Origin of the sequence: Ideonella sp. (genome assembly GCF_036277275.1) — a bacterium.
Classification (GTDB): Bacteria; Pseudomonadota; Gammaproteobacteria; order Burkholderiales; family Burkholderiaceae_C; genus Ideonella.
Genome location: NZ_DASUNH010000104.1, coordinates 121,949 through 147,488, shown reverse-complemented (window position 1 = coordinate 147,488; position 25,540 = coordinate 121,949). Strand labels below are relative to the sequence as shown.

Here is a 25,540-nt window from a genome sequence, read left to right as displayed (position 1 = left end):
AGCCGCGAGGCGTCGCCGCGGCCCGGATCCAGCCCGCTGCCCGCTCGGCCATCATCAAGGTCGGGCTGCAGGTGTTGCCGCTCGTGATGGTCGGCATCGCGCCGGCATCGACCACGCGCAGCGCATGCACGCCGCGCACGCGAAAGCGCGAGTCCAGCACCGCCAGCGGGTCGCCGTCGGCCCCCATCTTGGTGGTGCCCACCGGGTGGAAGATCGTCGTGGCGATGTCGCCGGCCAGGCGAATCAGATCACCGTCGCTGTCGAATTGCGGCCCGGGCTTGATCTCTTGCGGCTTGTACCGGGCCAGCGCCGGCTGCCCGGCGATGCGCCGCGTGACGCGCAGCGAATCGGCCGCCACGCGGCGATCCTCGGCGGTGCTGAGGTAGTTCGGCGCGATGGCCGGCGCGTCTTCGGCACGCCCACTGCGGATGCGGACGGTGCCGCGGCTCGTCGGGTTCAGGTTGCAGACGCTGGCGGTGAAGGCCGGGAACGGGTGCAACGGCTCGCCGAACGCATCGAGCGACAGCGGTTGCACGTGGTACTGGATGTTGGGCCATGCGTAGTCGAGCGAGCTGCGCGTGAAGGCGCCGAGCTGCGAAGGCGCCATGCTCATCGGGCCGCGTCGGCCCCACAGGTACTCCAGCGCGATGCGCGCCTTGCCGCGCAACGTCGATGCCAGTTCATTCAACGTCAACGCGCCCTGCACCTGGTAGACCGCGCGGATCTGCAGATGGTCTTGCAGGTTTTCGCCGACACCGGGCAGATCCACCGTCACCGGGATGCCGTGCTGGCGCAGCAGCGCCGACGGCCCGATGCCTGACAGCTGCAGGATCTGCGGCGAGCCGATGCTGCCGGCGCACAGGACCACCTCACGCTGCGCCCTCGCCTCCACCATCTGCCGCCCGTTCCACACCCGCGCGCCCACGCAGCGCGGGCGACCGTCCGCTGCCGTCTCGAACAGGAGCTGCGTGACGCGGGAGTTCACCCACAGCTCGAAGTTGGGCCGCGCGTCGCAAGTGGGCCGCAGGAAGGCCTTGGCCGAGTTCCAGCGCCAACCGGCGCGCTGGTTGACCTGGAAGTAGCCGACGCCCTCGTTGTTGCCGCGGTTGAAGTCGGCGCAGGCCGGCACGCCGGCCTGCTGCGCCGCCTGCGCGAACGCATCGAGGATGTCCCACCGCAGCCGTTGCTTCTCGACGCGCCACTCGCCGCCCACGCCGTGGTAAGCGGCGAACTCTGCGTCGCCTGCCATTTCCCCGGGTTGGTCGCCGAGGTAGTGGTCCTCGTGTTGCATGAACGCCGGCAGCACGCGGTCCCAGCGCCAGGCATCGTCACCGGTCAGCTCGGCCCAGTGGTCGTAGTCCCGCGATTGGCCGCGCATGTAGATCATGCCGTTGATGCTCGAGCAGCCACCCAGCGTCTTGCCGCGCGGGTAGCGCAACCGCCGGCCGTTCAGGCCCGTGTCCGGCTCGGTCTGGAACAGCCAGTCGGTGCGCGGGTTGCCGATGCAGTACAGGTAGCCGACCGGCACGTGGATCCACGGGTGGCGGTCGCGGCCACCCGCTTCGATCAGCAGCGTGCGGTGGTCGCGGTCCTGCGTCAGCCGGTTGCACATCAGCGCACCGGCCGTGCCGCCGCCGATCACGATGTAGTCGAAGGTGTTGGAACTGCTCAATTGCGACTGCTCAGGTTCGTTGATACGGCGGCGGCCCGCGCGCCTTCTTCGGTTGCCCTACTTGCCCGCGATCTCGCGGGTCCAGTTCTGGTTGTTGCCGTTGTTGCACGGGTAGGTGATCAGCTCCGTCTCCTCCTGGTCCGTCCCGCCCGGCACATCCATGCATGCGTTGGTCGACCGGCTGCGCAGCGTCGAGCCGACCACCGACCACTGGGTGGCCGCGCCCGAGTTGCAGGCCAGTTGCACCAGCGAGCGGATCGGCGCGGTGGTCACCGGGCCTTCGGCCAGACACAACCCGCTGTGCTTGACGACGAACTGCTGGTAGCCATCGACGTTGTTGACGGCGAACACCTCGTTGTCGGCGGTGCCGCAGCGGTACAGGATCGCCTTGGCGCCGCTGTCGGTCAGGCGCTTGCCGATGTTGATGCAGTACCTGTTGGGCAGGTTCGAGCGGATGCGCAGCAGCGCACTCGTCGCGTCCAGCGAGCGCACGTAGGCCGCCAGTGCCTGCTGGTCTTCGAGCGAGAGCGCGCCGCTGTTGCCGTGCCCGAACGCGAACAGCTTCTCCAGCGTCGTCACCTGGCCGTTGTGGAAGTAGTTCGGCGCCGACCAGGTGCCGAACAGCGTCGGCGTGTCGAAGCCGATACCCGGCAGCGGCTGGCCGTTGCCCTGGCCGGACGACGGCTGGATCGTGCCGACGTCGTGGCGCAGCCCATCACGCAGCGTGATGCCGCTGTGGCAGGTGACGCACTGCGCCGTGTCGAACACCTGCTTGCCGCGCAGCGCCTTGGCAGTCATCGTGCCATCGGCAGTGCGCGCCGGGCTGCGGGTGTGGCGCGACAGCGAACTCACGTAGACGGCCAGGTCATCGAGCGCCGCGCTCTTGCCGGCCTTCGGCGGGCCGAGCGTGTCTGAGGTGGCCGCGAAATCCGCATTGCTCATGAAGCCGGTGCCTCCGAAGGCGTTGCGGATGTCGTTCTCGAAGTCCTGGATCTCGTCGAAGTTTGCCGTCCAGTGCACGCGGCCGTGGCCCAGGCCCTGGCGGCCGAGCAGGTTCACCGTGCGGCGCAGGCCTTCGCGGCGCTGGGTGAAATCCCACACCATGCCGTCGTCGCCGCCGTCGGCGTGGCAACTGGCGCACGACATGTAGTTGTCGCGGCTCATCCGGCGGTCGCCCGCGTTGTAGAAGAGCTGCTTGCCGCGCAGCGCTGCGGCCGTCATCGTCTCCTGGGCCACCGTGCTCACCGATTGCACGAAGTTCGCCGCCCCGCTCTCGCCCGACAGCACCGGCGCCACGTCGTGCACCGACACCGATCGCGCCAGGAAGTTGTTGACGAACAGGCGGTTGCGTGCCTTGTCGAGGTAAAGCCCATGCGGCGCGCGGCCGACGTCGGTGATTTCGCCACGAACCGCGCGGCTGTAGGTGTCGACGATCGCGACGCGGTTGCCCTCCATCTGCGCGACGAAGATGTAGTCGCCGTTGGGCGCGAACAGTGCCGCGCGGGCCGGAGCTCGGTCGTCGAAGTCCAGCTGCTCAGCCGGGACCTCCTTCGCCGCGGCGAGATCCACCTGCGACAGGATGGAGCGCACCGTGCGGTCATGCTCGAGGTTCTGGCCGTCACGGAACTTGCCGCGCACGATGTTGTCCTTCTTCGACGGCAGCACCGCGCGCTTGCCGTCCGGCGAGATCACCACCTGGCTCAGGTAGTTCGGCACGCCACGCGAGCGGCTTTCGTCGTCGATCGTCGTCGTGTCGACCTGCAGCGCGACGGTGGTATTGGCCGTCAGGTCCAGCAGGTTCACCTTGAACAGCTGCCCACCGTTGGCCGACGACTTGAAGCGCGTGACGTAGGCCGCCTGCGAGTCACCCGCGACAGCGATGCCACGCACCGCGCCTTTAAGCACCAGGCTGCCGTTGGCAACGCCGCTGGTCGGGTCGAAGCTCTGCAGCGTCGACTTGCTCTCCAGCGTCAGCAGGCCCTTCGAGCGATCCGGCGTGAAGACGACACCGTAGGGCCCGCTGCCGTAGGGCAACGTGACGGTGGCCGAGACGGTGCCGTCGGCCGCATTCAACGCGACCAGCTTGTCGTCGTCCTGCACCGTGACCCAGATGCGCCCATCCGGGCCGACGGCGAGCGTGCGCGGCTCGTTGCCGACGCGCACTTCCCAGCGCTTGGCCAGCGATTGAGCGTTGAGCGCGGTCACCGTTCCGCTGTCGGGGTTGACGCTGTAGACCGAATTGGCGTCACCGGTGATGTTGGTGGTGTGGGTCGGCTGAACAGCCGTCACCGGCGTGATCACCGTCAATTGGAAGGTGTAGTAGGTCTCCTGGCCGTTGGCATTGCGCACCGTCAGCGTCACGGTGTAGTGGCCCGCCTTGGTATAGGTGTGCGTCGATCGCGCCTGGCTCGAGAAAGGCGAGCTGGTGCCATCACCGAAGTTCCAGCTGTATTGCGCCGAGCCGCCGAGCACGGTCGGGTTGAAGACGACCTGGCCATTGACCAGCGCTGGCCCATCGCCCAGGCCCGGGTCGCCGACGACCGGCAGCGAGCGCAACGCCGTCACGTCGCCATCGCTCAGCACGCGGCCGAAGACGCGCACATCGGCGAGCGTGCCGCGGAAGAAGTCGCTGTTGCCCTGGATCTGGCCCAGCATGTTGAAACGGTTCTTCAGCCCCATCGCGCCGGTTCGGCCGACCGACGAAGTCTTCACGCCATCCACGTACATCGCCTGTGCGCCGGTGGCCGCATCACGCGTCATCACCACGTGGTGCCACTGGCCATCGTTGATTGCGTTGATCGACTTGGTGCCGGGGTTGTTGTTGGCCACGTCACCCACCGAGAGGTTCAGGCGGCCGGTGTTGTCGAACCAGCCCCAGAAGACGTCATCGGAGCCGCCGGTCTGGTCGCGGCCGAAGATGCCGGGCGCCGTCCAAGGCGCGCTGGTGCCCGTCTGGGTGCTCTTCAGGTAGAGGCTGACCGAGGCGGTACCGCCCAGCACCGAAGCGACGGTGTCGTCCTTCAGCGCCACGCCACCGAGGCGCGGTGCGAAGTTCAGGCCGATGCTTTCGAAGGCATCGTTGGCGGTTGGCACACCGTCGTCCTGGCCGATCGGGTCGTCGAGCGTGCTGGCCAGGCTCCAGTGATGCGCCAGCGCGATGTCGAGCGCATTGCCGGTGGTGAAGGTGGCGAGATAGTCGGGGCCGATCGCGTTGCCGGCATAGTCTTTCACGCCGCCGGCCGGCAGGTAGACCTCGTAGCTTGTGTTGGGCTGCAGCGGCTGGTTCGGCGAGAAGTTGATGATGCCGAGCTGCACGCTGTAGGTGCCGGCGAGCGTGTTGCCGCCCACGGGCCGCACGATGAAGGTGCCGCTGTTCACGCTCTCGGGCAGGATGCTGTCGCTCAGGCCCAGGCCGATGCGCGAGGTCAAGGCCTGCTGGCGCGCGCCGTTGGCCGGGGACACCTGCTTGACGACCGGCTTGGTCGTGTCGGGCGCGGTGGCGTGCACCATGAAGCCGCTGCCGGAGCCGTGATCGTTGCCGATGAACACCAGGTTGCCGAAAGGCGCCACCTGGCCATGGTCCGAATGCTCTTCGTCCGGCGAGCCCGGCGGAAACAGACCGCCGCGGCCCACTTCGACGTGCTGCAAGGGGTTGCTCACGTCGACCTTGTGCATCTTGTGTTGCGCGCCCTGGAAGACGTAGTTGTCCTGCGTGCCGCAGTACAGCTGCTCGTCGATGACCAGGCGGTTGTCGTTCGCGACGAAGCGGGTGCGGTCGGCCAGGTCGTAGCCGAACATCTTCGCGCCGCCGCCGCGCACCGACGCGTAGAGGTGCCGTCCGTCGAAGCAGGTGGCGTAGTAGTTCGGGTTCGAGCTGACGCTGTCGAGCACCTTCGGGTTCAGCGGGTCGGAGATGTCCAGGCTCGCGAAGCCGTCGGTGTTGTCCATCGAGGTCAGCACCATCTGGTTGCCCAGCGTGAAGATCGGCCCGATGCGAAAGCCACCCAGCTCGCCGATCGGCACCGGGTTCGGCTTGCCGGCGCCGCGGTTGGCGATCACCGCATTGGCCGGGTCGCGCGCGTCGACGATGTAGACACCATGGTTGGCCGAGGCCACGTAGACATATGGTGCCTGCCACCACAGCTGCCAGCTCACATCGGCGTAGTCGCCGGCGTTGGTCGTTGGCAGGCGCAGCTTGTTGACCTGCTTGATGTCGTTGATGTCGGTGAAATCCCAGAATTCCACGCCACGCGTCGTCGCGATGACGATGTAGTTCTTGCCGCCAATCGTTGCCGTGCCCATCGAGTGCGCTTCACGGAACTCGGCCGTTCGGCCCTCGGGCTCGTAAATGCGCTTGACCAGCCGGATCGAGCGCGGATTCGACACGTCGTAGAGCAGAAAGCCGCCCGGGCCCCAGCCGCTGTCCGGCGCGAACAGCGTCAGGAAGTAACCGTTGTGCATGATCCCGACGTTCAGCCCGAAGTCCTTGCGGTTCGGGTAGGTCGGTGGCACGCCGTTGTCGTCTCGGCGGATCCACGAAACCGGCGTAAACAGCTCGGACTGGTTGTAGGTCAGGTTGCCCAGGCCCGGGCCGCCCAAGGGCAGCAAGGCCTGCTCGGGTTGCGCCTCGCTGGTACCGACGGCCGCGCCCAGCTCACGCAGCGTGACCAACAGGCTGCGGCCCGTGACGGCCGCATGGCTGACCAGGGCCGCCAGGATCAGCCCCAACACCAAGATGACGGATTTGAGTTTCAACACCGATGTCTCCTCGTTGTTCACACACAGGCGTGACCTGTCCATGACGGCGGGTCGTTATGAATCGATCGACGGGGAGCTGGTGTCCTGTTCCAGGAATACACCGCATTGGACGAGCCGAGATGGGGATGATCGCGAGTCGGCGAGCCAGGCAGATACCAAGTCGTATCTGCCTGGCTTGGCGGCGCTGCGAGCGCCCCATATCGGCCCGCCCCGGAGGGGTTCGGCCAGATGGCGCCCTCGCGCGCCCGGCCATCAGGGCAGATACGCTGGGTATCTGCCCAGCCGTCCGAACTCGCGATCATCACCATCTGGTCGAATCTCAATGCGGCGTATTTCTGGAACAGGACACCTGCCCTTCCCCTGGGTTGTTCGTTGCGCCAGTAGCCCGCTATGCGGGTTCGCGGCACTCCTCACGGGCAGAAGCTGCCGACTGGTACAGGTCCCAGGCCGCCTCGGCGCTGGCACCGCGATGCACCATCGCCATCAGCGCCTTCACGACGGCCGATGGATCGGGGTGCTGGTAGACGTTGCGGCCATAGACCATGCCCACCGCGCCCTGGTCGAGCAGCACGCGCGATTTGCCGAAGACCTGCGGCAGTTCTTCCTTGCCGCCGCCGCGCACCAGCACCGGGCAACGCGCCGCCTGCACGACACGATGGAACTCGTGCGGGTCGGCCGTCGGGTCGGCCTTGATGATGTCGGCGCCCATCTCGCGCGCCAGCCGCACCAGCGTGACGATCTTTTCCGCATCGCCATCGACCATGTAGCCGCCGCGCGCGCTGTTCGGCGCCATCACCAGCGGCTCGATCATCAGCGGCATGCCGTAGCGGTCGCAGTCCGCCCGCACGCGCGCGATGTTGGCCACGCACTGGCGGAACAGATCGGGCTCGTCGGGCAGCATGAACAGGTTGACCACGACGCATGCGGCATCGAGCTGGACCGCCGGCAGCACCGGGTCCTGCCCGTTCTGCAGCAACGCCCACATCACGCGATGCGTCGTGGCGTTGTAAGGATTGCCCATGTCCAGCCGCATCACCAGCGCTGGCTTGTCGCGACCGGCACGGTGCTGCAGCAGGTCGGCCTGGCCATAGTTGAGCTGGATCGCATCGGGGCCGGCGGCCACCAGTTGGTCCATCACCTGCCTCATGTCCTCCAGCCCCTGCAGGAAGCTGGGTTCGTTGCAGACACCGTGGTCGACGGCAATGTCGAGGCAGCGGCCCTGGCGCAGCAGGCGGGCCAGTCGGGGTTGTTTTCTGTCGAGCATCGCGCTCACTCCTTGCTTCGTGTGGGGTTCACCAGTTCGTCAGCGCGTTCAGGTGCCGATCGGCCGCGCGTTCGATCGCGAGCAGGTCATCGTTGCCCGGCAGCACGCGCGTGGCGCCGGCGTTGTCGGCCGCTTGCTGCGCATTGCGGGCACCGCACAGGGCCACCGTGACTCGGTCGTTCGCCGTGGTCCACGCGATCATCAGCTGCGCGAACGAGCATTGAAGGCGCGCACGCACCGGCTCGATGTCGGCGAAGAAGGCGTTCAGCTTCTGGCGGTTCTCCGCAGAAAAGCGCGGGTTGCCGTTGCGCTGGTCGTCGCCATTGAAACGTCGTTGTGCGTCGATCGGGCCAGTCAGCAGACCGAGTGCGAGCGACGAGTAGCCGAGCACCGCGGTGTCGTGCTGCCGGCACAGCGGCAACAGCGTCGCCTCGATCTCGCGGTCGATCAGGCTGTAGCGCTCCTGGATCGCATCGACCGGGCCGTGGCGCAGGTAGTCGGCGAGCGTTGGCGCATCGACGTTGCTGACGCCGATCGCGCGGATCTTGCCCTGCCGCTTCAGGTCGAGCAGCGCGCCCATCGTCTCTTCGACAGGCGTCTTCGCGTCCTGCCAGTGGGTGATGTAGAGATCGATGTAGTCGGTCTGCAGGCGCTTCAGGCTTTGCTCGACTTCATGGAAGATCGATTCGCGCCCGAGGTGCCGGTAGACGGGCTGCCCTTCCTCGTCGAAGAAGTGCGTGCCCTGCTGCGTGTGCCACACCAGCCCGCACTTGGTGGCGATGACGGCGTCGCTCCGCCGGCCGGCGAGCGCCTTGCCAACCAGTATCTCGGCATGGCCCAGGCCATAGGCCGGCGCGGTGTCGATCAGCCGCACACCGGCATCGAGCGACGCGCGGATCGCTTGAATGGCGGCGGCATCGTCGCTGCCGCCCCACATCCAGCCGCCCATGGCCCAGGTACCCAGGCCAACGCTCTCGCAGGCGATGCCCGACGAGCCCAACTTTGTCTTGTTCATCTGAGGATCTTCTTGACGTTGAGGAGATGGTCGACAGTGACGGCGACCAGCAGGATCAGGCCCTTGATGACGTCCTGCCAGTACGGCGAGACATCGAGCAGGATCAGCGAGCTGCTGACCACCGACAGCAGCGCCAGGCCGAGCACCGCACCAAGCACCGTGCCCGAGCCGCCCTTCAGGCTGGCCCCGCCGATCACCACCGCGGCGATCGCATTGAGCTCCATGCCGATGCCGAAGGTGGGCGTGGCGGCACCGAAGCGCGCGGTGTAGATGACGCCAGCCAGCCCTGCCATCGCCGAGCACAGCACGGTGACCCAGAACTTCACATGGCCGGTGCGGATGCCCGAGTACAGCGCGGCCTTCTCGTTGCTGCCGGTGTAGAACACCTTGCGCAACAGCGCGGCGCGCCGCAGTGCAAAGTCGCTGGCGCCGACGATCAGCGCGAAGATGATGATGACCACCGGGATGCCACCGAGCGCGCCCTGGCCGATGAACTTGAACTCCGGCGGCAGCGAGAACAGCGACTGTGGCGTGCCCTGCGTCAACGCGAGCGACATGCCGCGCACGATCACCATGAAGGCCAGCGAAGCGATGAAGTGGCTGAGCCCGATGCCGGTGACGCAGCCACCGATCATCGCGCCGATCAACGCACTGCAGCCGATCGCCACCAGCCCGGAAGTCCACGGGTCCAGCCCCAACAGGAACAGCTTGCCGGTGATCACCATCGCCAGGCACACCACCGAGCCAACCGAGAGGTCGATGCCGCCGACGATCAGCAGCACCGTCATGCCGACGACGACGATGCCCTCGATCGAAAACGAAAGCAGCATCGCGCGCACGTTGTCCCAGGTCAGGAAATACTCTGACGCGAAGCTCATCACGACGCACAGCGCCACGATGATCAGCAGCAGGCCGGCTTCGCGCAGCTTGATCGGGCTGGCTCCTGCCTTCGCTCGGGGGGCGGCGGCCAATGCGGGCGGTGCGATCGTCTCAGACATTCATCAACTCCTTCGCCACGAGGCCGGAGGCCAGTCGCAACAGTCCTTCTTCGCTCATCTCATGCGCCGGCACTTCACCGGCGACCAGGCCTTCGCGGATCACCAGTGCGCGATCGCACAGGCCGATGATCTCGGGCAGCTCCGACGAGATGACGACCACGCCCACGCCCTGGTGCGCCAGTTCGCGCAGCAGGTGGTGGATCTCGGATTTCGCGCCAACGTCGACACCGCGCGTCGGCTCGTCCATCAGCATCACCGCCGGGTTGGTGGCCAGCAGCTTGGCGATCGCCACCTTCTGCTGGTTACCACCCGACAGGCTCGCCACCTCGCAGCTTGTGCCAGCCGACTTGATGCCGAGCTGTTCGCTCAGCTGCTCGCCGAGGCTGCGCTCGGCCGAGCGCCTGAGCAAACCCCAGCGCGAGCTGACGCGCTCGGAGGCCATCGCCGAGATGTTCTGCGCGACCGACATCTCGAGAAAGACGCCGGCGGCCTTGCGGTCTTCGCTCAGGTAGGCGATGCCGTGCCGCAACGCGTCGCCGTACTGGCCGATCGTCAACGGCCGGCCGTTCAGGCGCACGCTGCCGCGCCGCGTGCGGCGCAGGCCGCAGACCATCTCGGCCAGCTCGGTGCGGCCCGCGCCCATCAAGCCGGCGATGCCCAGCACCTCGCCCTGGCGCAGTGAAAACGAGATGCCGTGGACACATTCGCCATCGCCGATGTCCAGCACCTCCAACAGCGGCACGGCATCCGCGCCCGGCGCGGCCTTCGGCGGAAAGTAGTTGCCCAGATCGCGGCCGACCATCGCGCGCACCAGCACATCGGGGCTCACATCGGCAATCGGCGCGCAGAGCGCGTCGCGCCCGTCGCGCAGCACGGTGGCGCGGTCGCAGTGCGTGAAGATCTCGGCCATGCGGTGGCTGATGTAGATGATGCCGATGCCCTGCGCCTTCAGGTCGTGCAGCACCCGAAACAGCGCGGCCGATTCCAGCTCGGTCAGCGCGGCGGTCGGCTCGTCGAGGATCAGCACCTTGCAATCCAGCGTCAGCGCCTTCGCGATCTCGACCAACTGCTGCTGGCAGATCGGCAACTCGTCGACACGCCGATGCGGGGCAAGGTCCTGCCCCAGCTTCGCGAGCACCCGGCTGGCCCGCTCGTTGAGCGCCGCGTAGTCCATCCACGCGCCGGCACCGCCGGCCACTTCGTGCATGAAGATGTTCTCGGCGACGGTCGCATCGCCGCACAGCGCGATCTCCTGGTGCACCAGGCCGATGCCCAGCCGCATCGCGTGCGCCGGGCCGTCGATCACCACCTTCTCGCCTTCGAGCACGATGTCGCCGGCGCTCGGCTGGTGGATGCCGTCGATGATCTTCATCAGCGTCGACTTGCCGGCGCCGTTTTCGCCGCACAGCGCATGGATCTCGCCGCGCCGCAGCGAGAAGTGCACCCCGGCGAGCGCACGCGCCGCGCCGAAGTGCTTGTGGATGCCGCGCAACTCGAGCAATGGCGCATCGGGCGAGGACGGCCGGTCAACGCTCATTCGTTGATGCCTTTCGTGCCTCGGCGAGCGAGGTACTTGTCCCAGTAGAAGTCGTCGGCGTTGACCTTGCTGACGATCGACAGGCCGTTGTCGAGGAACGGCACCGCCATCGGATTGTTGCCACTGCGCTTGGCGTCGTTCATCGGGTCGATGAGTTGCGCATTGCGCGCCAGGAACAGCAGCATCATCCCCATGTAGCCCTGCACGCCCTGGTTCGGGTTGACCGAGCCGAACACGTCGCCGGACTTGATCATGTCGAGGATCTTCGCGTTGACGTCGCAGCACATCACGCGGATGTTCTTCTTCGTCTCGACCTTCGCTTGCGCCGCACCGAGCGCCGAGTTGGCCTCGGGCATGAAGATCGCGCCAAGGTTCGGGTTGGCCTGCGCGAGGCTGAGCGTGGCCTGGTAGGCCTTGTTCGGGTCTTGATTGCTCGCCGCACGGCCGACCAGCTTCATGCCGGGGTGCTTCGTCTTCATTCGGTTGACGAAGGCGCTCACGCGCCGGTCGTGGTTGTCCTGGCCGGGGTTCTCGAGCACTGCGTACTCGCCCTTGTCGCCCAGCGCGGTGGCGATCGCATCGGCCGCATACGAGCCCTCGCGCTCGTTGTCGGAGGTGACGAACGAGACGCGCTTGGAGTTGGGTGAATCGGCCGCGAAGGTCACCACCGGGATGCCCATCGCCGCGGCGCGGTTGATCGGCTCGATGAACGGGTCCGGGTTCATCGGGTGCAGCAAGATGCCCGCCGGCTTGCGCGCCAGCTCCTGCTCGAACGAGGCCAGCTGCTTGTTGACGTCGTATTCGGGCGTGCCGGTGTAGCGCGTCTTCACGCCCAGCGTGCGGCCCAGCTGCTTCATCATCTCGTAGACCGGGAACCAGTACTCGACGCCCGAGACCATCACGTTCATCACGTACACATCGCTCGGATTGCCGCGCAACCCGGCGGCAGCGGCGCCCTGTGCAAATGCAGAGCCGCCTGCCAGGCCCATGCCTGCCGCAGCCGTCGCAGCCTTCAAGAAATCTCGCCTCATCGCGTTGTCTCCTGTACTTCCGTTGAATCCGCAAGGGTCTCTTGCGCTTCGCCTGACACCTGAACTCTCCATCAGTTGTCATGACAACGACGAAATGTAGAGGAGTCGGGTCAAGCTGTTATTAGGGGAAACGCTGCTACTATCGACCAATTCTTCCGCAATGATGTTATGACATGCGAACAGACATCTACCTCGGAATCGACATGGGTTCCACGGGCCTCAAGGCGGTCGCCTTCGAGGCTGGCAGCGGCGCAGCGCTGGCGTCTTCGGGCGTCGCGCTGCCCTTTCGCTCGCTGCCGCACGGCGGCTGCGAGCTGGACGCACCGGCGATCCACGCGGCGTTGTTCAACGCACTGCGCGGCGTCGCCGGGCAACTCGGCCCGCGGCTGCGCGAGGTGCGCGCCATCGGCTGCACCGGCCACGGCGCCGGGCTGTATGCACTCGGCACCGATGGCCAGTTGGTGGGCGGGCACGCCGTGGCTTCGACCGACCAGCGCGCCTGTCTGCGTGCACGAGCGCTGGCGGTGCGCGATGGCGCCGCGTTGCTGGCCGAGGTCGGCTGCTGCCCATGGCCGGGGCAGCCGACCCTCATCGCTGCCGAAATGTTCACCGCGCAGCCTTGGCGCCGCCAGGCGACGAGCCGCCTGCTGTTCGCGAAGGACTACCTGGCCTACCTGCTGACCGGCGCGATCGCCACCGACGCCAGCGATGCCAGCACCGCGGGGCTGCTGTCGCTGGCGACCGGCACCTGGTCGAGCGCCGCGTTCGAGGCGGTCGGGCTCGATGCCGGCGCCTTCGAGCTGCCGCCCATCGTGCCGAGCGGCACTGCGATCGGCACGCTCACACGCGCCGCCGCGCAGGAATGCGGGCTGCCGGCCGGGCTGCCGGTCGCCATCGGCGCGATCGACCTGCTCGCGTCGTTGAAGGCGGTGGGCGCCGACGAGCGCGGCCAGGCGGTGGCCGTGTTCGGCACCTGGTGTGTCAACGCCGTGGTCGGGCCGGTGATCGAGCCGCTGCCCACAGTCGGCGCGGTGGTGCACTTCGGCTCCGCCGAGCAGCGGCTGTACCTGGAGAACACCCCGTCCTCGATGGCCAACATTGCCTGGCTGGCCCGCACGCTGCAGTTCGCGTCGGCGGCCGCGGTGGTGGATTGCGCGATGTCGATGCCGCTGGGCGCAGCCGGGTTGCGCTTTCTGCCCTTCATCAACGGCGGCAGTGCGCCGCCCCATGCGATGGCCGGCTTCGTCGGTCTGCGAGCCCACCATGACCGCGCGCACATGGCGAGAGCGGTTGTCGATGCGGTGGCGGCGCTGCACGCGCGACACCTTGGCCACCTCACATCGCAAGGCCTGGGCATGCCACATCAAGTGGCGGCGCTTGGTGGCGGCGCGCGCGACGAGCGCCTGGTGCGGCTGCTGGCCTCGTTCCTCGGTCACCCTGTGGAGCGTTGCGGTGACGACGAAACCGGCGCGCGCGGCGCGGCGCTGTACGCCGCGCTGTCGCAAGGTGCAGGTGGCGTCATTCCGGCCAGCCGCAGCCTGGTCGAGCCGGACACGGCCGCCTCCCAGGCCTACGCAGATTACCTGACCGGGTTCGACGCGATGATCGACCACATCGCTCCGGTGTTCGCGCAGCTCGCGGGGGCCGGCCGGTGAGCGGCGGCGCTGCGCCGTCGCCGCACGTTCGGCCCGCCGCGCTGGCGGGGCGGCACTTCACCTGCGTGATCGTCGGTGCCGGCATCAACGGCGTCGGCGTGTTCCGCGACCTGTCGCTGCAAGGTGTCGATTGCCTGATCGTCGACAAGGCCGACTTTGCCGCCGGTGCCAGCAGCGCGCCGTCGCGCATGATCCACGGCGGGCTGCGCTACCTCGAGAACGGTGCGTTCTCGCTGGTGGCCGAGGCCACGCGCGAGCGCAACCTGCTGCTGCGCAACGCGCCGCACCTGGTGCGCCCACTCGAGACGGTGGTGCCGCTGTCCAGCCCCTTCGGTGGTCTGCTGAGCAGCATGCTGCGCTTCTTCGGCGTCTCGATGGCGCCCAGCAACCGCGGCCTGTTCGTCGTCGCACTCGGCCTGCGGCTTTACGACCTGCTGGGCCGCCGGCGCCGGGTGATGCCCAAACATCGCATTGCACGCGTGTCGACCAACGACGGTGCCTTGTTCCGGCCGACGGTGCGCTGGACCGCCACCTACTTCGATGCCTGGATCAGCCACCCCGAATGGCTGATCCTCGAGCTGATCGCCGATGCCGGCATCGACCAGCCACGCTCCGTCGCCACGAACCACTGCAAGGTCACTGCCCTCGGCGGCAAGGCGCTGACCCTGCGCGACGAGTTGACCGGCGAGCAGGTCCAGGTCACCGCCGACGTGGTCGTCAACGCCACGGGGGCTTGGCTCGACCACTCGGCCGCGGCGCTTGGCGGCGCCGGCGAACGCGTCATGGGCACCAAGGGCTCGCACCTCGTGCTCGACCACCCGGCGCTGCACCGGCAGCTCGAGGGCCGCATGGTGTACTTCGAGGCGCCCGACGGCCGCGTCTGCATCGTCTACCCCTTTCTGGACCGGGTGCTGGTCGGCTCGACCGACATTCCGATCGACGACCCCGATCAGGTCGTCACCGAGATGGCCGAAATCGACTACTTGCTCGACGTGATGCGCGAGGTGTTTCCGCAGCTGGCGTTCGCCCGCGACGACGTGGTCTACACCTATGTCGGCGTGCGGCCCCTCGCCCGCTCCGACGCGGACAAGCCCGGTACGATCTCGCGCGACCATTCGGTGGTGATCGACCCGCCGAACGCCATGCGAGAGGTACCGCTGGTGTGCCTGGTCGGCGGCAAGTGGTCGACCTTTCGTTCACTGGCCGAGCAGGCCACGGACGAGGTGCTGCGCCTTCTGGGCCAGCCGCGCACGCGTTCGACCGAGGCGCTGGCGATCGGCGGCGGCATGAATTTCCCGATCGACCCATCCGGCGTCGACAGGCTCGTGGCCCACATTGTGCTGACCCGTGGTGTGAGCCGGCGTCGCGCGGCGGCGCTGGTGGGGCGCTACGGCGCCAGCGCCAGCGAGCTGGCGGCTCGGTTCGCGGCGGCAGGCGATGTGCCGCTGCGGCACGCGCCCGGCTATTCGTCGGCCGAGATCGCATACCTGTGCCGGAACAGCGCCGTTCACCACCTGGATGACCTGGTCATGCGCCGCACGCTGCTCGCGATCCGTGGCCAGGTGACCGATGCACTGCTGGCCGAGCTGGGCGATGTTGCCGGCCACACGCTCGGCTGGGACGCCGCGCGCCGGCGTCACGAGGTGCAAACGTGTGCGGCGACGCTGCGCGAGCGCCACTTCGCGCGAATGGCGGCATCCCCGGCACCGGCCGGCGCCCCTTTCGATGCATCATTGACCGTTGAGCTGATTTCCAGCCCCCTACCCACGTGAACAGCCTCGCAGACATCGCCCCCCTTCTGGACCGGAACGCGGAATCACCGCTGTGGACGCAATTCCGGGACTCTTTACGCGGCCTCATCCTGAACGGTGAACTCGCCATCGGCGCCAAGCTGCCCACCGAGGCCGAACTCGGCGAGCAGTTCGGCATCTCCCGCATCGTCGTGCGCGAGGCGCTGGCCGACCTGGTGCGCAGCGGCCTGATCTACAAGATCAAGGGGCGCGGCGCCTTCGTCTCGGCGCGCGAACGCGACGAAGACTTCGTCTCCACCGTGCTCGGCTTCTCCGACGAGATGGAGCGCAAGGGCCGCACCGTGCGCACCCAGGTGCTCGTGCAGGAGCTGCGCGCGCCCACCACGCCCGAAGCCCATGCCCTGGCGCTGGCCGAAGGTGACCAGGTCGTCGCGCTGAAGCGGCTTCGCAGCGTCGACGGCGAGCTGCAGCTGCTGGTCGAAACCGCCATCCCCGCGGACCTGGCACCGGGCCTGCACCGCACGCGGCTGGAGAACCGCTCGCTCTACGATGTGCTGCGGCGCCAATACGGCCTGCGCATCGTCCGTGCCGAACGGTGGATCGACGCCGTGTTGCCTGATGCCGAGACCTGCCGCCTGCTGGAGCTGGCCACGCCCGAGGCGCTGTTGCGGATCGAATCGATCGCCTACGGCCCCTCGGGCCGGCCGCTGGAGCACTACCGCGCGTTGCACCGCTGCGCAACCAGCCGCCTGCACGTGCAGACGACGACCTGAAGTGGTGGCCCGAGCAGCCCTGGCTTGCCGCGGAAGAAGCCCATCAGGCAAAGACGTCCTTCAAACAGGGGCTCATCTCGAGCGGCGGCTACTTTGAAGGCTCCCCGTGGGATGGTGCCTCTCCCAGGAACCGGCGAATCTCCCGCAGCAACTCGCCCGACTCGATCGGACGGCGCAAGTAACGTACGGCGCCCAGTGCCAGCCCCCGTTCCCGGGCCGCATCGTCCCAATGCGTGGACGACAGAAATATGAACGGGACGCCGCATAGTTCGGGATCTGCCTTGACCATCGCGATGAAGTCGAAGCCGCTACCGACCTGCATGCCGACATCGCTGATGATGAGTTGTGGCCGCACGGACTTCGCCAGCTGCCACGCCGCAGGCGGGCTGTCCGCCGTCACGACTCGGTAGCCCAATGGCTCGAGAAGGTCTCGCTTGAGCCGCAGGTTCGCGGGCGTGTCGTCCAGCACAAGGACGGTGGCTCCAGTACTTGGCTTGCGCAGCGGAGCCGGCGCCGGCGCCGGCACCGGCACCGGCACCGGGACACCCAATTCCTGAGTCACGCTCAGGCCCGGAACCAGCCCTTTCAGGACACTGATGAACGACAGCGGATCGATAGGTTTGGACAGGTAGTCGCTGAATCCCGCGTCCAAGATGCGGTCACGGTCGCCCACCATGGCCAGCGCCGAAACCGCGATCATTGGAATCCCACACCACGCGGCGGACGACCTCACTCGTCGTGCAAACTCATACCCATCCATCACCGGCATCTGGATGTCGCACAGGATTGCATCGATCTGCGTTCGCTCGGCCAGAACATGCAACGCCTGCTGTCCGTGTTCTGCCGAGATGACTTGGCAGCCGGCGCTGTTCAGCAGATAGCTCACCAGCTCGAGATTGATGGGGTTGTCGTCGACAACCAGAACGCAAGGGACTCTCATGTCGGCTCCACGACGCCGTTGCGCTGCGGCTCAACCGCCGGCAGGACGAACCAGAATCGGCTCCCCACCCCGGGGTGGCTGCGCACTTCGATCGAGCTCTGCTGCAATTCGGCCAGCTTGCGGCATAGATACAAGCCCAATCCGGTGCCCTCGCTGCTGGCCCGCTGACTGGCCAAGCCCACCTGGGTGAATGGCTGGAACAGCTGGGCGACTTCATCGGCGCTCATTCCTACTCCCGTATCTGACACGCCGATCGCCCAAAGACCATTGCCGGCCGACTCGACGAACATCTCGATCGCGCCGCGCTGGGTGAATTTGATGGCGTTGTTGGCCAAGTTGATCGTGATCTGCTGCAGTGCTCGTCGATCCGCCATCACCCAGGCGTCCTGCGCCACGTTGGTTGCCAATTGCAGGCCCTTGGCTGACGCCGCGGGCCGAAGCGTCGTGGCGACCTCCTCGATCAAGGCGCTGCAATCCAACGGCACGACCCGCATCAGCGCGCCAGCGGCATCGATCTTGGCCAAGTCAAGGAGGTCGTTGATCAGCGACAGCAGGTGCTTGCCGCTGGACTGGACCATCGTCAACTGCTTTTCTTGATCGGTCGTCAGGGGGCCCGGCAACCGCATCAGCAAGATGCCGGTGAAGCCGATGATGGCGTTCAGGGGGGTGCGAAGCTCGTGGCTCATCGCCGCCAGAAACCGGTCCTTGGCTTGATTGGCCCGCTCCAGTTCGAGGTTCTTTTCTTCCAGGACTCGCTCGACACGACGCCGCTCGCTGATGTCCCGGATCGCGCTCAGCGCGAACTGGCCGACATCGGTGCGCAAGGGGCTCAGGCTGATCTCGACCGGGAACTCTTCGCCGCCGTTACGCTGGCCGTAGAGCTCCAGGCCCTCGCCCATCGGGCGTGTGTGGGGCCGATTCATGTATCGCTCCCGGTGCCGCCAGTGTCCCGCGCGGTATCGCTCGGGCATCATCGTTTCCAGCGGCGCCCCGACCAGCTCGTCCGGGCCATATCCGAACATGTGTTCTGCCTGCCGGTTGACCAGCGCGATTCGACCGATCTCGTTGACCACCACGACGGCGTCGGGCATCGAGTCCAGCAAGTTCCGGTAGCGAGCCTGCAACAGCTGAGCATCGCGGCGCGTGCGCAGCTGAGTCACATCGGCCAAGCTGTAAAGCTCTCCTATCGGCTTGCCATCGGACCGCAATCGGCGTGAGGCCACGTTGATGTAGAGCAGCGCACCTGTGCCGCTGCGAGCTACGGCGTCGAAGGAGACGCCGGGCCTGTCTCCGAATTCAGAAGCCATGGGTCTGTCGTCGTCTTCGGCTTGTAGGATGAGGCGGTGCAACCGCTGGCCAACAGCCTCTTCGCGCCGATGGCCGAACATCGCCTCGGCCGTTCGATTCCAGAATCGAATGAGGCCGTCATTGCCGACCAAGACGAGACCGTCGGGTGAATCCTCGGCAATGATTTCAAACAGCTCTACGTCACGCATTTGCCTCCTTCGAGCTTTCGCTGAAGCTCCGGGCGGTCGCCACTGCTCCGTCTACCGAACGCAAGCGGTCGGCGCGGCAGCCGTTGTTCGAAGGCCGGCGGAAATCGGGTCCAGCCGTGTTGGGGCACAACTCGTGCCCCCCAGGCAAATGCTTGGAAGAAATGCCCACGCCCACCGGCTCGTGTCCTGCTCGTCAGGCCGCGTGCAACGAGGTGCTCGTCCTTCAGGATATGCGCCTGGGCTTGCATGACTCGAATCAAGTCGCCGTCCGGTTGAAGGGAACGCAAGCAAAGCATGTTCTCAATCTGACCGGCAGCACGGCGACTTGCCCGTCAGCCCTACGCGGCAACGCCCAACCTGGAGAAGATCCCGTCTCCTGGGGCCCCGAGGACGCCCCATTCCCCCGCACCGCCAGCGAAGAAAACACCGGCGCCCCTGCGCCGGGCCTTGCACCCGGCTTGCGCCCGATCACGCGGCCCCGCCCGTCGCGGCCAAAGAATCGCCAACGTGGTTTCGATTCTGACGGCACGATGGTGGCTCCGCCGTGCAAGATCGGGCGCAGATCGAGGCCGCCGAAACCATGGGGGCAATGGGTGGATTCCGCAGAACCCGCAAGACCAGTACCCGCCGGCCGGCGTGAAGCCCGCCAGTGGCTGAACGCCGCGCGACGCGGGATGATCGCCGGGCTCGTCGCGCTGGCGTTGAATGCAGGCGCGCAGCCCGGGCCGACCGATTGGGCCCCACTGGACGCAGCGGTGCGGGGCCAGATGGCGGCCGGTGCGGTGCCGGGCGCGGTGGTGATCGTCGGCGATGCGCAGCACGTCTGGCTGCGGCGCGCATGGGGCCTTCGAGCGGCCGGGCCGCAACCAGAGCCGATGACGGCGGACACGGTGTTCGACCTTGCCTCGCTGACCAAGGTCGTCTGCACGACGACCGCCGTGCTGCAGCTGGTCGAGCGTGACAGCCTGCAACTCGACGCTCCCGCTGCTCGCTACTGGCCCGCCTTTGCGGCCGCTGGCAAGGGGGCGATCACGGTGCGCCAGTTGCTGTCGCACAGCTCGGGCTTGCGGCCGGGGCTGACGCTGCGGCCGACCGACGACGCCGCCGCGGTCTGGAAGCGGCTGCTCGCCGAGACGCCGGTCAGTGCGCCCGGCAGCCGCTACCTGTACAGCGACCTGAACTTCCTCGCGCTCGGTGTGCTGGTCCAGCGCGTGGCCGGCCGATCGCTCGAAGCGCAGTGCCAGCGGCGTGTGTTCGAGCCGCTGCAGATGCACGACACCGGCTTTCGGCCGCCGAGGCGGCTGGCGCCACGCATCGCCCCGACCGAGCCGATGACCGATGGCTGGCTGCGCGGCACTGTGCAAGACCCGACCGCGCGCCGCGCCGGTGGTGTGGCCGGGCATGCGGGCCTGTTCGGCAGCGCGGACGACCTGGCCCGCTTTGCGCAGGCGATGTTGCGTGCCGGGCCGACGACACCGCTGTTCCGCGGCACGATCAATGACCTGCAGCGGCCGCAAGGCGCCGCTTCGGCCACCGGCTGGCACGGCCTGGGCTGGTCGTTGATCGCGCCGCTGCAGGCCGAGCGCGAGGCCCTGCCTGCCTGGGGCGCCGTCGGCCACACCGGCTACACCGGCACCGGCATCTGGCTGGATTTCACCCACCGCCGCTTCGTCGTGCTGCTGACCAGCCGCCTGCACCCCGACGGGCGTGGCGACGCCCGTCCGCTGCGCCGCCAGGTGCTCGCGCTGGTGGCCAGCCTGCAGCCGCCGTCGCCGCAAGACGGCGAGCCGCCGCTGTACCCGCAAGCCCCGCGGCCGGACGATGGCCCGGCGCCCGTGTGGACTGGCATCGACGTGCTGCGCCAGCAGGGCTACGCGATGCTGCAAGGGCGCCGGATCGGCCTGGTGACGCATTCGGCCGCGATCGACCGCCACGGCTGGCGCACGCTGGACCGCCTGCGCCACGCACCGGGCGTGCGATTGGTGCGCCTGTTCACGCCCGAGCATGGGCTGAATGCCGATGCCGAGGGCCGCATCGACGCCGGCACCGAGCCCTTCAGCGGCCTGCCGATCGTCAGCCTCTATGGGGCCACGCAAAGGCCGGCCCCCGAGACGCTGCAAGACCTCGACACGCTGGTCATCGACCTGCAAGACGCCGGCGTGCGCTTCTACACCTACCTCGCGACGCTGGGCGAATGCCTGCGTGCCGCGGCCAAGGCCGGCATCCAGGTGGTCGTGCTGGACCGGCCGGACCCGGCGCGTGCCGACCGTGTCGCCGGCCCGAAACGGGATCCGGGCCTGCAGTCGTTCACCGCCTATGCCGCCTTGCCGGTGCAGCATGGCATGACGATCGGTGAACTGGCCCGCTACCTCGCTGCCGAGCTGAAGGCCGACGAGGGGCTCTCGGTCGACCTGCAGGTGGTCGCGATGCGCGGCTACCGCCGCGCCATGGACTTCGAGTCCACCGGGCTGGACTGGGTCCCCCCCTCGCCCAACCTGCGCCGGCCCGACAGCGCGCGCTTGTACCCCGGCGTCGCGTGGGTCGAAGGGGCCCCGGTGAGCGTCGGCCGCGGTACCGACCATCCTTTCGAGTGGGTCGGCGCGCCCTGGATCGACGGTGACCGGCTGGCGCAGGTGCTTGCCGAGCAGCAGTTGCCCGGGGTTGCGGTGCGCGCGATCCAGTTCGTGCCGAAGGCGGCACCCCATGCCGGACAGCGTTGCGAGGGCGTGGCCTTGCGCGTGACCGACCGCGAGCGCTTCGACGCCTCGCTGCTGGGCGCGGCGCTGGTGCAGGCGCTGCACCGCCTGTGGCCGCGGCAGTTCTTCGCCGAGCGCACGATCGGCATGGTCGGCTCGGCGCAGACGCTGCAGCAGTTGCGCGACGGACTGCCGCCCGCCCAGGCCCGCGAGCGCTGGGAAAAGGACTGGGGCGACTTCCTGCAGCGGCGCGCCGCTGCGCTGCTGTACGAGGGGTCGCCGCTGCCGCGCAGCGCGGCGCAGTTGCCACCCGTTCCGCGATGACGAAGCTCGGTCACACCGCGCAGATCCGTCCGCATGGATAGTCGAAGGCTCAAATGGAACTTGTCTTGATAGGCGTTGCGGCATTGGTGATCTCTGCGCTGACACTCTTCTCCGGTTTCGGCCTCGGGACCGTGCTGATGCCGGTGTTTGCGCTGTTCTTCCCGGTTCCGCTGGCGATTGCGGCCACGGCTGTCGTGCATTTCGCCAACAACATTTTCAAGTTCGGCTTGATGGCCAGGCAGGCCGACTGGCGGGTGGTGGCACGCTTCAGCGTGACTGCCGCCGTCGCTGCCATGGCTGGAGCCAGTCTTCTCCATCTGTTCGACGAGATGCCGGTCGTGGCGAGCTATACCCTCGGCGGATCGACGTTCGAGGTGACAGTGATCAAGGCCGTCATCGGCACCTTGATCGTGGTATTCGCCCTGTTGGAGCTGTCACCCCGCTTTCAAGCGCTGGCGTTCTCGCCGAGTTGGCTGGCGCTGGGCGGCGCGTTGTCCGGCTTCTTTGGTGGCCTGTCGGGGAACCAAGGTGCGTTGCGCTCGGCCTTCTTGCTCAAGAGTGGCTTGTCAAAAGAGGCGTTCGTCGCGACGGGTGTCGTTTCGGCGGTCATCGTCGATGCCGCCAGGCTGGTGGTCTACGGCACCGGCTTCATGGCGAGCCATCTGGCCACGTCGAATGCACTGCTCACGCCGGTCGCCGTGGGCACCATCTGCGCCTTCGTCGGTTCATTCGTCGGCAAGCGTGTGCTGCAGAAAGTCACGCTGCACGCCGTCCAGATCACCGTGGCGGTGGCAATGCTGCTGATCGGTGCTGGACTGGCTGTCGGTCTGGTCTAGGGCCTTCCCTGGCGGCCCATTCAGCAGCGACGTGAACTCGGGCGTGGCGGGCTTTTCTTTCTCTTTTCCGAGACACCCTCTTTTTCGCCAAAGCCCGCCCCCTCGGAGCCGCGCCGGAACAGGTGCTCCAGCTCCAGGCGCTTGCGCATGAGTGTGGACTGCGCGCGTGCCTGTCGGAACGATCGGTAGGCGTGCAGCTTGTCGAATGCCGCCCGGGCCTCGAGGGCCTCGGCGTCGCGGCCGGCTGCGTGCAGGGCCCGGTATTCGAGCTCGCGCTGCCGCAGGCGGGTGTTGAGCTCGTTGCTTGTACCTTCGGACTGGCGCAGACCATCGAGGATGTCGAGCGCCGGTTGGGCGGATCCATCATTCAGCAGCATCTCGGCCTGCAGCAGGTCGAGGTGGCGCCAGTGCGCGTTCAGGCCGGCCGCCTGCGCGCCCTTCATGGCCTTGGCGAGGAACGAGCGCGCCTTGTCGCCGTCGCCTTGCAGCATGCTCAGCTCGACCTGGTGCAGGTCGACGAACGTGACGATGCGCAGGTCTTGCAGGCCGTCGGCGGCGAGCACTGCCCGCTCCACGCTGTGCGCGGCATCCTCGATGGCCTGCTGCGCGGCCTCGGGGTCGGCCGCGTCGCGTGCCATGCGCGCCAGCTGCAGGCACAGCGAAGCGTGGTTGCAGCGCATGGTCGCTTCCAGGCGCAGTTCCGAATGCGGTTGGTCGAATTCGCTCGTGAGCACCGCCAGGATGCGCTGCGCGGCCCAGAGATCGCCCAGCAGCAGAAACGCCGAGGCCGCGGTGCCACGGGCACGAACGTAGTGCGCCAGGCCGCCGATCCTGCAGGCCAGGCCCAGCAGTTCGGTGAGAAGGTCGAGGCACCGCTCGTACAGCGCCAGCTCACCGGCCGCCACCACCGCGACTGCCAGGACGGCGAACCGCTGTTCCAGCGCCGATTCGACGCCCGGGTCCACCCGCTCGAGGAACGACCGCGCGCGCCTCAGGCTGTCATCGAGCTCGCCAAGACGGAAGGCCGCGACGCAATGCAGGTGATCGATGGAGGCGACCAAAGGGATGGGCAACCCGCTGCGCTCCATGGGTGCCAGCAGCCCGATCGTGGCGACCAGCCGCCCGTTGGCGAAGTGTTGTTGCGCAAGCTCCAACACTTCGGTGGCTCGCTCTGGAGAGGTCTTTGGCATTCGCGATCGTCGCAGGCCGGCGCAAAACGGGCGTGCGTCCTGGATACCGCGTGATTCTCACCGCTGCCGCCCACGCGGTGAAGGCAACGACCCTGCGCAGTCGCCGCATATCGCACACCCGGACGCTTCTGGTCCCGGCCGTACTCGTCACATTTGACCTGCGCTTCCCGACCGATGCCGCGCGATCACGGTGGCAGATCCACTTCGACGGCGGGTCCTGCGAACGCAAAGCCGATGTGGCGCAGCTTGGCGCGGTACATCGCGGCATCGGCGGCCTTGAGCAGGCCCTCGGTGTTGTCGGCGTCGACGGGGAAGATGGCCACGCCAATGCTGGGCCGAACATCGAGCCGCAGGTTGTCGAGGCTCAGCGGCGCCGATACGGCGTCGAACAGCTTGCCGGCCAGGTGGGCGAGTTGTGGCCCGCTCAGAGGGCCGGACGGCAGGCAAACGAATTCGTCGCCTCCCAGGCGGCAGACGACGTCGCCGGCCCGCACCACGCGGCTCAGGCGGGCGGCCACGATGCGCAGCACCTCGTCGCCGGTTTCGTGCCCATGGCGGTCGTTGATCGCCTTGAACCCGTCCAGGTCCAGATACAGCAGCGCCGCTGTGGTCTGGTGCTGGGCTGCCAGCGCCAGGGCTTCGTCGAGTCGTTCGCGGCAGTGGCGCCGGTTCGGCAAGGCGGTCAAATCGTCGTGAAACGCCAGGTGACGGGCGTGCAACTCGCCGGCTTGGCTGTCCGCGAAATCCAGCCGGGCCCGTGCCAATGCCGAGCGAGCGCCGCCCAGCTCGCGCTCCATTCGGCGCAGATCAGCCCGATCGAGGGCCATCGCGGCCTGGAGCTGATTCAGCGCCGCGGCGCATTCGAGGGCCATCGCGTAGGTGCGGGCCGCCAGGGCCCGCGGTTCCGCCTCGCCGGGCCCGGGTGCCGTGCTCTGCAGGATGGCTTGCAGCCGCTCGGCGACGGCGTCGTGCATGTCGTCCCAGTCGTCGGCCGCCGGGCTGCCCGGGTCACTCACTGCCGCGTGCGCAGGGCGGACTGCACGGGGCACGTTTTCTGCGGCGCCGACGGCAGGCAGATCCTGCACATCGGGCAGGCCCGGCCGATGGCGGGTGCGGGCGTTGGTGCGGTCGCTTTCCGAACTCAGCATCGCGGGCTCAGTCACGGCGCCGCAGCGCCATCAACAGCACGGCCATCAGCCCGGCCAGCCACAGCGCTGCGGTTTCGGCGCGAGGCAGCAGGTTCGCAGCCTTTGCCTCGCCGACATCGGCGACGGCGGTTGCGGCGCGCGTCGAGCGCCGACCGGCGATGCCGTCGATCATCGATTGGGTTCGCACGGCGTCGTGTTCGGCCAAGGGCACGAGATCGTAGGCATTGACAGTCACGCCCTCCTCGATGTGCATGCTGTAGTCGTCCACGGCGACGGGGCTGGTTGCAGGAATGGCCCGTGAGGTCGCACCGTTGGAGTTGAGCTTGACCGGTGCGACCTGGCCGTGCGCGGTATCGCCCGTCGTCGGTGCGGCAACCGCCCAAGACGCCCGCCCCGTGGTGAGGACGGCGGCCAGCACCAGCAAGGTGACTGGGATGATCTTCGTGAGCATGGCCT

General features: G+C 67.7%; 17 protein-coding genes. 5 read left to right on the top strand and 12 right to left on the bottom strand.

The features are described 5' to 3' along the window. The 7 genes from VFY73_RS17945 to VFY73_RS17915 form a co-directional block, all read right to left on the bottom strand. A partial coding sequence (locus tag VFY73_RS17945) for a GMC family oxidoreductase (RefSeq protein ID WP_329721253.1) occupies positions 1-1,612 on the bottom strand: 1,612 nt, incomplete at its 3' end. A 117-nt stretch (positions 1,613-1,729) separates the two neighbouring features. Next, entirely contained in the window at positions 1,730-6,427 is a 4,698-nt protein-coding gene (locus VFY73_RS17940) for an Ig-like domain-containing protein (protein ID WP_329721251.1), read from the bottom strand. A gap of 391 nt (positions 6,428-6,818) precedes the next feature. Then, positions 6,819-7,694, bottom strand: a complete 876-nt coding sequence (locus VFY73_RS17935; RefSeq protein ID WP_329721247.1) for an aldolase — start codon at positions 7,692-7,694, stop codon at positions 6,819-6,821. 28 nt (positions 7,695-7,722) lie between these two features. Further along, positions 7,723-8,709: an aldo/keto reductase gene (locus tag VFY73_RS17930; RefSeq protein WP_329721245.1), complete on the bottom strand. Its 987-nt coding sequence runs from the start codon at positions 8,707-8,709 to the stop codon at positions 7,723-7,725. Beyond that, a complete protein-coding gene (locus VFY73_RS17925) occupies positions 8,706-9,707 on the bottom strand; it encodes an ABC transporter permease (RefSeq protein WP_329721243.1) in 1,002 nt (333 codons plus the stop codon). Before VFY73_RS17925 ends, VFY73_RS17930 begins: the two co-directional genes overlap by 4 nt. Next, the gene (locus tag VFY73_RS17920; RefSeq protein ID WP_329721241.1) at positions 9,700-11,244 is read right to left on the bottom strand and encodes a sugar ABC transporter ATP-binding protein; all 1,545 of its coding nucleotides are present in this window, start codon (positions 11,242-11,244) and stop codon (positions 9,700-9,702) included. The genes VFY73_RS17925 and VFY73_RS17920 overlap by 8 nt, the downstream gene beginning before the upstream one ends. Further along, on the bottom strand, positions 11,241-12,275 hold the full coding sequence (locus VFY73_RS17915; RefSeq protein ID WP_329721239.1) for a substrate-binding domain-containing protein: 1,035 nt from the start codon (positions 12,273-12,275) through the stop codon (positions 11,241-11,243). Before VFY73_RS17915 ends, VFY73_RS17920 begins: the two co-directional genes overlap by 4 nt. Positions 12,276-12,448: 173 nt before the next feature. On the opposite strand from VFY73_RS17915, the gene VFY73_RS17910 reads away from it, so the two are divergent. From VFY73_RS17910 to VFY73_RS17900, 3 genes are read left to right on the top strand one after another with little or no spacing between them, the layout of a single operon-like run. Next, entirely contained in the window at positions 12,449-13,930 is a 1,482-nt protein-coding gene (locus tag VFY73_RS17910; RefSeq protein WP_329721237.1) for an FGGY family carbohydrate kinase, read from the top strand. Then, complete coding sequence (locus VFY73_RS17905) at positions 13,927-15,702, top strand: glycerol-3-phosphate dehydrogenase/oxidase (protein ID WP_329721235.1); 1,776 nt, start codon at positions 13,927-13,929, stop codon at positions 15,700-15,702. Before VFY73_RS17910 ends, VFY73_RS17905 begins: the two co-directional genes overlap by 4 nt. After that, entirely contained in the window at positions 15,699-16,454 is a 756-nt protein-coding gene (locus tag VFY73_RS17900; protein ID WP_329721233.1) for a GntR family transcriptional regulator, read from the top strand. The genes VFY73_RS17905 and VFY73_RS17900 overlap by 4 nt, the downstream gene beginning before the upstream one ends. 88 nt (positions 16,455-16,542) lie before the next feature. Here the strand turns inward: VFY73_RS17900 and VFY73_RS17895 are convergent, their stop codons facing one another. Then, positions 16,543-17,394, bottom strand: coding sequence for a response regulator (locus VFY73_RS17895; RefSeq protein ID WP_329721231.1), 852 nt, complete (start codon positions 17,392-17,394; stop codon positions 16,543-16,545). After that, complete coding sequence (locus tag VFY73_RS17890) at positions 17,391-18,890, bottom strand: PAS domain S-box protein (RefSeq protein ID WP_329721229.1); 1,500 nt, start codon at positions 18,888-18,890, stop codon at positions 17,391-17,393. The genes VFY73_RS17895 and VFY73_RS17890 overlap by 4 nt, the downstream gene beginning before the upstream one ends. Before the next feature lie 674 nt (positions 18,891-19,564). Between VFY73_RS17890 and VFY73_RS17885 the strand changes: the two genes are divergently transcribed. Further along, positions 19,565-21,910, top strand: a complete 2,346-nt coding sequence (locus VFY73_RS17885) for a serine hydrolase (protein WP_329721227.1) — start codon at positions 19,565-19,567, stop codon at positions 21,908-21,910. An 86-nt stretch (positions 21,911-21,996) separates the two neighbouring features. After that, positions 21,997-22,746: a TSUP family transporter gene (locus tag VFY73_RS17880; RefSeq protein WP_329721225.1), complete on the top strand. Its 750-nt coding sequence runs from the start codon at positions 21,997-21,999 to the stop codon at positions 22,744-22,746. Between the two features lie 20 nt (positions 22,747-22,766). On the opposite strand, the gene VFY73_RS17875 is transcribed toward VFY73_RS17880, so the two are convergent. From VFY73_RS17875 to VFY73_RS17865, 3 genes are all read right to left on the bottom strand, one after another. Next, positions 22,767-23,834, bottom strand: coding sequence for a hypothetical protein (locus tag VFY73_RS17875; protein WP_329721223.1), 1,068 nt, complete (start codon positions 23,832-23,834; stop codon positions 22,767-22,769). A gap of 287 nt (positions 23,835-24,121) precedes the next feature. Then, positions 24,122-25,084: a GGDEF domain-containing protein gene (locus tag VFY73_RS17870; RefSeq protein WP_329721221.1), complete on the bottom strand. Its 963-nt coding sequence runs from the start codon at positions 25,082-25,084 to the stop codon at positions 24,122-24,124. 7 nt (positions 25,085-25,091) lie between these two features. Beyond that, a complete protein-coding gene (locus VFY73_RS17865; RefSeq protein ID WP_329721217.1) occupies positions 25,092-25,535 on the bottom strand; it encodes a hypothetical protein in 444 nt (147 codons plus the stop codon). Between the last annotated feature and the right edge of the window lie 5 nt (positions 25,536-25,540).